At 47.4% G+C, this 12,588-nt stretch carries 6 protein-coding genes, 2 tRNA genes and 3 rRNA genes; 2 read left to right on the top strand and 9 right to left on the bottom strand.

The genetic code is table 11. The features are described from left to right. Positions 1 to 62: 62 nt before the first annotated feature. The 5 genes from rrf to KP814_RS09475 form a co-directional block, all read right to left on the bottom strand. Positions 63 to 176: ribosomal RNA gene (gene rrf, locus KP814_RS09495) — 5S ribosomal RNA — on the bottom strand. A 116-nt stretch (positions 177 to 292) separates the two neighbouring features. Then, positions 293 to 3,182: ribosomal RNA gene (locus KP814_RS09490) — 23S ribosomal RNA — on the bottom strand. Positions 3,183 to 3,500: 318 nt separating this feature from the next. After that, positions 3,501 to 3,576, bottom strand: a tRNA-Ala gene (locus KP814_RS09485). Between the two features lie 48 nt (positions 3,577 to 3,624). Further along, positions 3,625 to 3,701 (bottom strand) — tRNA-Ile (locus tag KP814_RS09480). 113 nt (positions 3,702 to 3,814) lie between these two features. Next, a 16S ribosomal RNA gene (locus KP814_RS09475) occupies positions 3,815 to 5,349 on the bottom strand. Together the 16S, 23S and 5S rRNA genes with 2 tRNA genes alongside form the textbook arrangement of a ribosomal RNA operon. A 322-nt stretch (positions 5,350 to 5,671) precedes the next feature. Here KP814_RS09475 and KP814_RS09470 point away from each other — a divergent pair. Further along, positions 5,672 to 6,892, top strand: a complete 1,221-nt coding sequence (locus tag KP814_RS09470) for a glycosyltransferase family 4 protein (protein ID WP_216736542.1) — start codon at positions 5,672 to 5,674, stop codon at positions 6,890 to 6,892. On the opposite strand, the gene KP814_RS09465 is transcribed toward KP814_RS09470, so the two are convergent. After that, complete coding sequence (locus KP814_RS09465; RefSeq protein WP_216736541.1) at positions 6,889 to 7,641, bottom strand: glycosyltransferase family 2 protein; 753 nt, start codon at positions 7,639 to 7,641, stop codon at positions 6,889 to 6,891. The two genes, KP814_RS09470 and KP814_RS09465, sit on opposite strands and share 4 nt — an antisense overlap. Positions 7,642 to 7,801: 160 nt before the next feature. Between KP814_RS09465 and KP814_RS09460 the strand changes: the two genes are divergently transcribed. Next, on the top strand, positions 7,802 to 8,908 hold the full coding sequence (locus KP814_RS09460; protein ID WP_216736540.1) for a glycosyltransferase family 4 protein: 1,107 nt from the start codon (positions 7,802 to 7,804) through the stop codon (positions 8,906 to 8,908). 33 nt (positions 8,909 to 8,941) lie between these two features. On the opposite strand, the gene KP814_RS09455 is transcribed toward KP814_RS09460, so the two are convergent. Genes KP814_RS09455 through KP814_RS09445 form a run of 3 tightly spaced genes read right to left on the bottom strand, consistent with a single transcriptional unit; the run spans position 8,942 to position 12,577 of the window. Next, a complete protein-coding gene (locus KP814_RS09455) occupies positions 8,942 to 9,871 on the bottom strand; it encodes a glycosyltransferase family 2 protein (protein WP_216736539.1) in 930 nt (309 codons plus the stop codon). Positions 9,872 to 9,893: 22 nt separating this feature from the next. Next, positions 9,894 to 10,976 (bottom strand): glycosyltransferase, encoded by a 1,083-nt coding sequence (locus KP814_RS33365; protein WP_216736538.1) that lies wholly within the window; start codon positions 10,974 to 10,976, stop codon positions 9,894 to 9,896. A gap of 38 nt (positions 10,977 to 11,014) precedes the next feature. After that, entirely contained in the window at positions 11,015 to 12,577 is a 1,563-nt protein-coding gene (locus KP814_RS09445; protein ID WP_216736537.1) for a glycosyltransferase family 39 protein, read from the bottom strand. Positions 12,578 to 12,588: the final 11 nt, after the last annotated feature.

Below are 12,588 nucleotides of genomic sequence, written 5' to 3'. Positions count from 1 at the left end.
GGCCCGACGTTAAATTTCAGGCAAAAAAAACCCGTCACGAGGACGGGTTCTTCGTATTAAGAGCCTGACGACGACCTACTCTTGCATGGGTAATCCACACTACCATCGGCGCTGGACTGTTTCACTTCTGAGTTCGGAATGGGATCAGGTGGTTCCAGTCCGCTATGATCATCAGGCAAAACCGTTAAGCTTTGTCTTAGTCTAGCTTGTCTAGTTGGCGCTTGGTCAGAAGACCTTTAACTTGGATAAGCAGTTATACTCAATCAATACCGGTAAATTACTTCGGTGTTATATGGTCAAGCCTCTCGGGCAATTAGTACTGGTTAGCTCAACGCCTCGCAGCGCTTACACACCCAGCCTATCAACCTCGTGGTCTACAAGGGCCCTTTAGGAGGATCAAGTCCTCAGGGAGATCTTATCTTGAAGGGGGCTTCCCGCTTAGATGCTTTCAGCGGTTATCCCGTCCGAACGTAGCTACCGGGCAATGCGATTGGCATCACAACCCGAACACCAGCGGTTCGTTCACTCCGGTCCTCTCGTACTAGGAGCAACTCTCCTCAAATCTCCAACGTCCACGGCAGATAGGGACCGAACTGTCTCACGACGTTCTAAACCCAGCTCGCGTACCACTTTAAATGGCGAACAGCCATACCCTTGGGACCGGCTTCAGCCCCAGGATGTGATGAGCCGACATCGAGGTGCCAAACACCGCCGTCGATGTGAACTCTTGGGCGGTATCAGCCTGTTATCCCCGGAGTACCTTTTATCCGTTGAGCGATGGCCCTTCCATACAGAACCACCGGATCACTAAGACCTACTTTCGTACCTGCTCGACGTGTTTGTCTCGCAGTTAAGCGCGCTTTTGCCTTTACACTAACCGTACGATGTCCGACCGTACTTAGCGCACCTTCGTGCTCCTCCGTTACTCTTTTGGAGGAGACCGCCCCAGTCAAACTACCCACCACACAGTGTCCTCGACCGGGATTACCAGTCAGAGTTAGAACCTCAAACATGCCAGGGTGGTATTTCAAGGATGGCTCCACGAGAACTGGCGTCCTCGCTTCAAAGCCTCCCACCTATCCTACACAAGCAGGTTCAAAGTCCACTGTGAAGCTATAGTAAAGGTTCACGGGGTCTTTCCGTCTAGCCGCGGATACACTGCATCTTCACAGCGATTTCAATTTCACTGAGTCTCGGGTGGAGACAGCGCCCCCATCGTTACGCCATTCGTGCAGGTCGGAACTTACCCGACAAGGAATTTCGCTACCTTAGGACCGTTATAGTTACGGCCGCCGTTTACCGGGGCTTCGATCAAGAGCTTCGCTTACGCTAACCCCATCAATTAACCTTCCGGCACCGGGCAGGCGTCACACCCTATACGTCCACTTTCGTGTTTGCAGAGTGCTGTGTTTTTAATAAACAGTCGCAGGGGCCTGGTATCTTCGACCGCCTTCCGCTCCAGCCGCAGGGCCTTCACGTAATGACGGCGTGCCTTCTCCCGAAGTTACGGCACCATTTTGCCTAGTTCCTTCACCCGAGTTCTCTCAAGCGCCTTGGTATTCTCTACCTGACCACCTGTGTCGGTTTGGGGTACGGTTTTGTATTGCCTGAAGCTTAGAGGCTTTTCCTGGAAGCTGGGCATCAATCACTTCACTCTCTTAAAGAGAGCTCGTCATCACCCCTCAGCATTGTGTGTCCGGATTTGCCTAAACACACTGCCTACAGGCTTAAACCTGGACTACCAATCCCAGGCTGACCTAGCCTTCTCCGTCCCCCCATCGCAGCAATACAAAGTATCGGAATTTTAACCGATTTCCCATCGACTACACCTTTCGGTCTCGCCTTAGGGGCCGACTCACCCTGCGCCGATTAGCGTTGCGCAGGAACCCTTGGTCTTCCGGCGTGCGGGTTTTTCACCCGCATTATCGTTACTCATGTCAGCATTCGCACTTCTGATACCTCCAGCATGCCTCTCGACACACCTTCATCAGCTTACAGAACGCTCCCCTACCACTCATCCATTGGATGAATCCGCAGCTTCGGCGCCATGTTTGAGCCCCGTTACATCTTCCGCGCAGGCCGACTCGACTAGTGAGCTATTACGCTTTCTTTAAAGGGTGGCTGCTTCTAAGCCAACCTCCTAGCTGTCTCTGCCTTCCCACATCGTTTCCCACTTAACATGGACTTGGGGGCCTTAGCTGGCGGTCTGGGTTGTTTCCCTCTTCACGACGGACGTTAGCACCCGCCGTGTGTCTCCCGGATATCACTCTACGGTATTCGGAGTTTGCATGGGGTTGGTAAGTCGAGATGACCCCCTAGCCCAAACAGTGCTCTACCCCCGTAGGTGTTCGTCCGAGGCGCTACCTAAATAGCTTTCGGGGAGAACCAGCTATCTCCGAGTTTGATTGGCCTTTCACCCCCAGCCACAAGTCATCCGAATCTTTTTCAACAGATTTCGGTTCGGTCCTCCAGTTGATGTTACTCAACCTTCAACCTGCCCATGGCTAGATCACTCGGTTTCGGGTCTACGCCTAGCGACTAATTCGCCCTATTCAGACTCGGTTTCCCTACGCCTCCCCTATTCGGTTAAGCTCGCCACTAAACGTAAGTCGCTGACCCATTATACAAAAGGTACGCAGTCACAGAACAAGTCTGCTCCCACTGCTTGTACGCATACGGTTTCAGGTTCTATTTCACTCCCCTCACAGGGGTTCTTTTCGCCTTTCCCTCACGGTACTGGTTCACTATCGGTCAACTGGGAGTATTTAGCCTTGGAGGATGGTCCCCCCATATTCAGTCAAGATAACACGTGTCCCGACCTACTCGATTTCACTTTGATAAGATTTCAGATACGGGGCTGTCACCCACTATGGCCGCACTTTCCAGAGCGTTCTCCTATCTGTCACAAAGCTTAAGGGCTGATCCCCGTTCGCTCGCCGCTACTGAGGGAATCTCGGTTGATTTCTTTTCCTCGGGGTACTTAGATGTTTCAGTTCCCCCGGTTCGCCTCCTACACCTATGGATTCAGTGCAGGATACCTGATAAATCAGGTGGGTTTCCCCATTCAGAGATCGCCGGGTCAAAGGTTATTTGCCACCTCGCCGACGCTTATCGCAGGCTTTCACGTCTTTCATCGCCTCCAGTTGCCAAGGCATCCACCGTATGCGCTTATTCACTTGACCATATAACCCGAAGTAATTTCATTACTGCCATCACTTCAAGCTATACAGCGCTGGTTTCACCGTAACAATAATTTGCCGATATTGCGCTTGAGTATAACTACTCAGTAAAACCTATCCGTTAAGTGACAAATAAACTTTATCTGTCACCACGTTGGTTTTTACTTTGCTTATCCAAATTGTTAAAGAGCTTCTCTGACCAAATGCCAGAAACCAATACAGTCATCTTTTTGAAACTTTCATGCTGTATTCGTTTCTATCATCTGAAATCGTCAGATTTCACTTACTTAATTGTCAACCGTACTACTACCATTCTATGAATGGTGGAGCTGAGCGGGATCGAACCGCTGACCTCCTGCGTGCAAGGCAGGCGCTCTCCCAGCTGAGCTACAGCCCCATAATTTTCCTAATCAAACCTAGTTATTCACCAAGAACAAGGAAATTCTGGTGGGTCTGGGTGGACTTGAACCACCGACCTCACCCTTATCAGGGGTGCGCTCTAACCACCTGAGCTACAGACCCAGAACTTGCAATCTCTCGATTGCGTCACGGGTCTGATGACCCTTAAGTAAGCTCTCTACTCGCCAATCAAGCAATTTGTTGTGGACGCCAAACTGAGACAGTTGGATATCGTTTAAGGAGGTGATCCAGCCGCAGGTTCCCCTACGGCTACCTTGTTACGACTTCACCCCAGTCATGAATCACACCGTGGTAACCGTCCCCCCGAAGGTTAGACTAGCTACTTCTGGTGCAACCCACTCCCATGGTGTGACGGGCGGTGTGTACAAGGCCCGGGAACGTATTCACCGCGACATTCTGATTCGCGATTACTAGCGATTCCGACTTCATGGAGTCGAGTTGCAGACTCCAATCCGGACTACGAGACGCTTTAAGAGATTAGCTCCACCTCGCGGCTTCGCAACCCTCTGTACGCCCCATTGTAGCACGTGTGTAGCCCTGGCCGTAAGGGCCATGATGACTTGACGTCGTCCCCACCTTCCTCCGGTTTGTCACCGGCAGTCTCCCTAAAGTTCCCACCCGAAGTGCTGGCAAATAGGGACAAGGGTTGCGCTCGTTACGGGACTTAACCCAACATTTCACAACACGAGCTGACGACAGCCATGCAGCACCTGTCTCAGAGTTCCCGAAGGCACCAATCCATCTCTGGAAAGTTCTCTGGATGTCAAGGCCAGGTAAGGTTCTTCGCGTTGCTTCGAATTAAACCACATGCTCCACCGCTTGTGCGGGCCCCCGTCAATTCATTTGAGTTTTAACCTTGCGGCCGTACTCCCCAGGCGGAGAACTTATCGCGTTAGCTGCGCCACTAAAGTCTCTAAGGACCCCAACGGCTAGTTCTCATCGTTTACGGCGTGGACTACCAGGGTATCTAATCCTGTTTGCTCCCCACGCTTTCGCACCTCAGCGTCAGTTTTTGGCCAGAGGGCCGCCTTCGCCACTGGTATTCCTCCAGATCTCTACGCATTTCACCGCTACACCTGGAATTCTACCCTCCTCTCCAAAACTCTAGTCGCCCAGTTCTAAATGCAGTTCCCAGGTTGAGCCCGGGGATTTCACATCTAGCTTAAGCAACCGCCTACGCGCGCTTTACGCCCAGTAATTCCGATTAACGCTCGCACCCTCCGTATTACCGCGGCTGCTGGCACGGAGTTTGCCGGTGCTTCTTCTGTGGGTAACGTCAACTGCAGCTGATATTAGCAACTGCCCTTTCCTCCCCACTGAAAGTGCTTTACAACCCGAAGGCCTTCTTCACACACGCGGCATGGCTGGATCAGGGTTTCCCCCATTGTCCAATATTCCCCACTGCTGCCTCCCGTAGGAGTCTGGACCGTGTCTCAGTTCCAGTGTGACTGATCATCCTCTCAGACCAGTTACGGATCGTCGCCTTGGTAGGCTCTTACCCTACCAACTAGCTAATCCGACATAGGCTCATCTGTTAGCGCAAGGTCCGAAGATCCCCTGCTTTCCCCCGTAGGGCGTATGCGGTATTAATCCGAGTTTCCCCGGGCTATCCCCCTCTAACAGGCAGATTCCTATGCATTACTCACCCGTCCGCCGCTCGTCAGCTCCCGAAGGACTGTTACCGCTCGACTTGCATGTGTTAAGCCTGCCGCCAGCGTTCAATCTGAGCCATGATCAAACTCTTCACTCCCTCCCCTCCGACCGGCTTCCCCGTCGAAGTGGGGCGCATTATACGCACCCCTTAATTTCGCGCAAGCACTATTTTCGTTATTTCACAAAAACCTGCGCTATCTTCTTCTTGCCCGCCTGAATCACGTGCTCGCTCCCTCTTTGCATCATCGGGTTCGTATACATCTTCACGCAGATTCTCCAAGCTTACAGGACACACCAGCTAACCTTATAAGTGTGGCCATGTTCTCTTTACTTAAATTAGAGGCTCATGGATTATCTTGGAAATGACCTTACTACTATAAGTAAGGGAACATGCAGAGTCCCGCCAGGAGCGTATAGACATGCCATCGAAGCGGATAAAAGTTGCTCACTTGGTCGCACTTGACACAATAGGGGGCGTAGAGAGGCTCTACTGCGACTATCTAAGGATGAGCTATAGCGACTTCCAGAATGTTACGATTAGTGATCGCTCCCATATCCATTCGGAGCTCGCAGAGGAGGTAAACGCGTATTCTGAGCAGGTATACTCCGTCAAGTACTATCACTCTTTACGCCTCCCCAAAAAACCAAGTTTCTTACGCCACCGGAACCTGAAACGCCTGCTAAGCCAAATAGCCCCTGAAATACTCGTTGTCTGGAACAAAATTGAGGGAATCGACCTGAGCCTTTGCCCTTCGAGCACTAAAGTTATCTATTATGAGCATGGGGCTGGCTGGCGCTGCGATGACAAAAAAGCCGCTACCGCTTTTTTATCCAAGGTTGATGGAGTCATCTGTAATTCAAAAGCCGCCTTGGAAGTTATTCGGTATAACTGGAGCTACTCGAAAGATAACGCAGTAGTCATCCACAACCCTCTACTCAACAAGTTTAAACTCTCATCTACTCATGCAAGTTGCGACAAACTACCACACTCTCCATTTAGGCTGGGACTCGCAGGCCGGCTAGTCAGCGTCAAAGGCGTCACCACTGCTCTTCATGCACTCAAGATACTATTAGACAAGAATTTTCCGGTTATTCTTTCAATCGCTGGCGTAGGCCCAGACGAGCAGCAATTAAAAGCTCTCACTAAAGAACTGTGCATTGAGGGTGCAGTTAACTTCTTGGGATTACAAAGTCAAATAGAGCAGTTCTACCTAGATATTGACTGCCTTCTCTGCCCTTCACTTAGAGAGCCCTTTGGCCTCGTGGCTCTAGAGGCTATGGCGTTCGGCTGCCCAGTCATTGCATCCGACGTAGATGGACTTGCCGACGTAGTAGAGAACAACATTACAGGCTATACAATTCCCGTGAGCCTTGGCTTAGAAGAATACCAACAAATGGGCGGCAATATACAAGGATTACCACCCATTATTTTTGATGCGTCCGCCAATAAACTAGGACCACCCAAAGCAGTCAGCCCCGATAGCATGGCAAATGCCATTTGCGAACTTATATTGAATACAGCCGACTATTCAAGAATGAGCCATGCAGCACGCATCAGGTCTCACTCACTATTCTCTCCTGAGACTTATTTCGACAGATTCAAGAGCGTGTTACATGCAGTCTCAGAACAAAACATTTAATCCCGGTTCTTAGACCTCAGCTCATACAGCTTCACATACTTCACGAAGCTATTCATACAACCAATAACAATATGCACAAACCCCGGCATACCATCTAGAAAGCCCCGGCGTATAACATAGAACTTAAAAAATCGAATTATAGGGCTAACGAGAATTTTACCAAGCCCGACCTTCTTCCCTCGTCGAAACATATCTTCCGCCTGAATCTGCGTATACTTATTTTGCTTGGCTAAATATTGCGAGATTGTCTCCTCGGAAAAATGGTTCAAGTCTCCTTCTAACTTTTGAATCCGCCCTTCACACCTCACAGCTTCGTGCACCAAGTCTTGGGTCCATCCTGCCTTCTTTCGATTGAAAAGCCGCAGGCTACGGTCTGGATACCCCTCGCCATAACGAAGAGGCTCACCCAAAAAATAGTTCCTGCGAGGAAAACTATATGCATCCGCATCAGGCCTTTGCATGACTTGCTTAATAGAAGCAGCAAGTTCGCTAGTGACCACCTCGTCGGCGTCGATACACAACACCCAATCACTGCTCGCCAGATCAACAGCAAACTGCTTCTGCCCACCGTACCCCAGCCACTCTTGAGTAATAACGCGACACCCCATGTCCTGAGCGATCCGACAAGTGTCATCAGTGCTACCCGAATCGACAACCACCACTTCATCAGCAAATTGGACGCTTTCGATGCAACGCGCAATGCGAGAAGCTTCATTCAGAGTGATAATAGTGGCTGTCAGTTTGTGCATGATCCAATTACCTGTACAAGTTAAGAGAGCAATAGTACACGATTACCTTAGTTATCATTGGGCGATTTCCCATTTCGAGGTTCTCACTATTTCACGATATACTGACCGCCCTTCGGTTAACGCTCGTTAACTAGCCTTATTAATTCAGCGGGATCAAATTTTGAACATTGCACACTTGGAAAGTAGCTTAAATTGGGGCGGACAGGAGCTACGAGTAATAGAGCAAACTCAATGGTTAAATGCCAATGGACATAACGGCTGGATTGTCGCGCGCCCTCAATCTGCGATCCTGATGGAGGCGGAAAAAAGAGGCATTCCTAATACCGAAATAGACTTTCGCGGCTCCGCAAATCCTAAAGTCATAAGAAAGCTAATCCGCTTTATCAATCAAAACAAAATTGAGTTAATCGATGCACATAGCAATCGAGACGCATCCTATGCAATGTTCGCTAAATGGCTGACCAAGGTGAAAGTAGTTCGCTCGCGCCATGTCACTACTCCAATAAAACACGACTTCCTCCATCGGCTGATTTGGAAATACGGTAATCATCAGATTATCACTACCGCCAATAAGATAAACGAACAGATCATCCAGCTTGAACTCGCTCCTGCCAGCAAAGTTTATACGGCAAAAGCTGGTGTAGACCATAACCGTTACCACGCCAATATTGATGGCTCAGCGCTCAAGGCAAGCCTGGGGATACCTTCGGACCACAAAGTGGTATCAAACATTGGGATGATTCGAGAGGACAAAGGGCAACTATTCTTCGTAAAAGCATGCGAGATTATAGCTGAGCAGCTTCCTAGTGTGACGTTTATACAACTAGGTAGCGCCACAGCGGATACTAAAGCATACGAAAGCCTGGTCAAGGAGCACTGGGAGAAATCAAAATTTAAAGATCGAATCAAGTTTATAGGCTATAAATCTGATATTGAAAACTACCAGGCATTGAGTGACATTGTCATGATCTGCTCAATTGGAACGGAAGCGCAAACCCGCTTAGTATCTCAAGCCTTCTTAATGGAAAACAGCATGATAGCTACAACCGTTGGAGGTCTACCGGAAATGATTTCCCACAACAATACAGGCTTACTTTGCCCCCCACAAAATCCAGAAGCCTTAGCAGAAGCGGCAATTAAACTACTAACAGATAGCAAGTTAGCGGCAACTTTAAGGAAGAACGCGTATCAGCATGCCATGGAAGAAATGACTTTTGAGAAAATGATGGACGGTATGTTAGATATCTATAAGAAAGTCTGCGCGTAGTTTTCCTAAAGTGAAGAGGATACTCAGAGTAAACTATGCGCTCTCACCCTTCTTGTAAGCAATGAACTTACGCTTAAAGCTTGTTCTAACGCTGAAGTCCAGCAGGAAAGACAGAGTGGACAGGCCCTCCACCATTTGAGAAAGCCGACGCCGTTTTTCCTCAGCAAGCCTGTTCTTGTATTTATGTAGTAAATCAATAGCATGACAAGCAGTAAGGTTTCTGAAGCCGTCACCAAAGACCCGACTCATTGTCAATATCACGTCAGCCATAGCATCTAACTTTACCGAATCAAGCTCGTTAGAAAGACTGCCTTCCCTTCTAACATAGTTGTACAGTACGGCATCCGTGTAATAAAGGTTCTCGCTATTGGCCAATAAATAGGGAAAAGCCATTGAGTCTTCGTAACATGCCATTTCAGGAAACTCGAACGATTTAAAAAGCCTGCGATTAAAGTACTTCCCCCATAAATGGGCCTTAAATTGTTTGTGAATCAGGAAGCGCTTAATCGCCTCATTCCTGCTCAGATTCATGGGCGTCGTCAGAGGAGAGGAAGTCACTTGATCACTTTCCTTCCACACCTCGTGTAATTTTGAAAGAAAAATATCTGGCTTTTTCTTGTCAAAAAAGTTAATCATTTCTTTGAGAGAAAAGAGGGGAACGAAGTCATCCCCGTCAACAAAAGTTATATATTCGCCACAGGCCTTACTTAACGCATAACGCCGAACCTTTCCAATATTTCTATATTCCGTTCTCAAATACTCAAAGCTGGCGTTATCATTAGAGAACTCCTTCATAATGTGCGAGGTACGGTCTGAGGAGGCGTCATCAATCATCATAACTTCACACGCATCAGAAACACCTTGCAAGAGCTGCTTGATGCTTTCAAGGCATTTAATAATCTCATTTTCAAGATTATGCGCGGTTATAATTATTGACAGCTTATAAGGTGAATTACTATGCATCACAAGTACTCTATCTACAGGATCAAATTTTGAGCGCACATTTAATTCTAGTTAAATAAGCATCATCATATAAGTGCTCAATTGATTCTCTTATCTTTTCTCCATCAGGCAAAGACGCACCGCCAACAATTGACTGCAAACGCGCCGTCAATATATCTTCACGTCCAGGAGGGTAAAGCTCTCCGTTCACAGACTCTCTGATAATGTCAGAGGGGCCAGACTGGCAGTCTGAACTTACACAATACACACCGTAAGACATAGCTTCAGCCAGCGACATCCCAAAACCTTCAATGCGTGACGTCAGTAGCAAGGCGCTCACCTCTTTTATCTCAGAGAAAACATAGTCCCATGGTTTTTCACGCCATCCATGCCAAACAATTCTGCGATCAATATTCAGCTCTCTCGCCAAGTCTCTATAATTTGGCTCATCTGGACCTGAACCAATTATGTGCAGTGTCCACTCACCCAAAACATTAGCCAGAGACTTTAGCAGCTCACTAACATTTTTATCTTTATCGCTTAGCCGCCCGATGTAAACAAAGCTAGCCGCACCCTTCGGTCTGGGCAATAGCATCCTTGCCCTAGCGACTGAATTATGAACCAGAAAAATATTACTCTCACTGACCCCCATTTTAGATAGCTGCTGCGTAATACCGGAGCTAATAGCCAAATGAAAATCAGCTTTAGTAACGTAAACCGCCTTATAAAGAGCGCCAAGAGATGTATGAATCCATGAGAATATATTAAATTCCCTCATAGATATAACCCTTGCAAAATAGGATATATAACAGCTTAGCGGATCAATAGCTATAATCAAACTAGGCTTTTTCCGCCTAATTATTCCAGCCAGTTTAACTGCAAAAGAGAAGCGCCTTACTTTTGTATTGGCAACAGAAGAATTAATGCGCGCAAAAGGCGCATTACCTAACCAATTGTCACACACATCGCCAACACCTTGTTTATAGTCATCGATAAACAAGAACTCCACATCTGTACCAGAACAATCCGTAGAAAGCAGGTCAAAAAGCTTCCTGCATACAGTCTCTTTCCCTCCCTGCCCCTTCATGTTATACCCGACAACTAGAATTTTATTACGCTCTTTCACCCTAGTCATTCCATTAAGTTCGTTAATATAGACAAGTTTTATTTCAGCCTAAAAACAACGACATTACCATCAAGGCTAGTCTTCCAATCCTGTATAGGGAGATACTTACGTTGCAGGCTTTCTCTTAATTCAACTGGATCATAGCGGGAGTTCCAAACAAAATAATCATACTCTTTCTCATCTATGATCTTGAGCACATGAGATGCCTCCCCCTTAACCTCCCATGTTCTCTCCACATGAGAGCACTGCCCTGTTTTTATTTCAGAATTAGCGTAATAACTGATAAACATCATATACTCTGATGATCCACCAACTCGTATAAAGCCACCTGCACCATGATAGTCATGCAAAATATAGGCGCCTATTTCTTTTAGCAGATACTTATCAGACTCTCTGTGCTTCAATAGCTTTACTACAGCCCCAAGGACTACACAGCCTAATAATATAAAAAAAACGATCTTGCCTTTCAGAGCAAACCATTCCTTAAATGCATTGCTAACTCTCATGAGCCCCATAGCGATAATCACATAACCAGGTATTAACAGTAGAGCCATCATGCGAGAGTCTAGCCACCAGGCAGTTATGGTTTGAAGGAAAAGAACCACAAAGGCGACAATGCTTAATACCAATAAATAACGAATAGAGAGGTTCACTCTCGCTTTCCGAAAAACCGGACCTAAGCCCGCGATGAAAAATACCGCGACAGGCTCAAACATCGCTTTCGCCAGCCAATTAAGCTCTACCCCTAGCGCAGTCCAGCCTACAATTGTCGACATATCTCGCCAGTAATATTGAAAATGAAAGCCCTCAGGCGGGTGAGTCCAGAGCCCTTTAAGGTCTTGCCTAAGTTGCTTATACCCTGAGATAAGCTCAACGACACGCTCATATTGTTTGGGAAAAGAAACAAGCTGCCTATTTAAAAGCCACTCACTTAACAGGAGCGCAAACATAGCCACTATTATTGGGAGGAGAAACATAACACAGCGAGCAACGCCTTCCCTTACCTCCCTTCTGGCTCCCAGAAAAATCATCGTTCCGGCAATAAATGCCGCTGCTTCTATTCGAAACGAAGCAGCGACCATAAAAAGCATGCACGCCAGGGGATATATCCAATAATTAGCTGACTTTTCTGCTCTCAAGATGAAGTAGATGGCCAAGGATAAAAAGAACCAGTACCCTGGTCCACGCAGAATATCCACACTAAGAACAACAAAAGCAGGATTACAAGCAAAAAGAAGCAGTGTTAGCAAGGCAACATTCTTAGGTAATGCATGCTTTAACACACCATAAAGGGGTAGCATTGCCAGTGTGCCAAAAAAGAGAGAAATCAAGCGTCCTGCTAACTCCCAGTCGCCTACGACCTTATACATCGCAGCAATCAAGAGGGGAAAAATATTAGTGGCGTGAAAACAAACCCCTAGATATTCGAGCCCATTATAAAAAACATTTTGAGCTTCCTCGATATATAAAACTCCATCTGAGTTAAATATATCCGCACGAAAAAAAGCATTTAATCTCAGCATGAAGCCGAGGAGAAAGATCCAAATAAATGGGTCGATTTTTTTCAAAATGTTCAGAAGAGAATTTCTTTCAGAAACCATATATTACTAGC

This window comes from Hahella sp. HN01, from assembly GCF_018986435.1.
Lineage (GTDB): Bacteria > Pseudomonadota > Gammaproteobacteria > Pseudomonadales > Oleiphilaceae > Hahella.
Note: the sequence above shows the minus strand (reverse complement) of the source record. Positions and strands in the feature narration are given on the sequence as shown.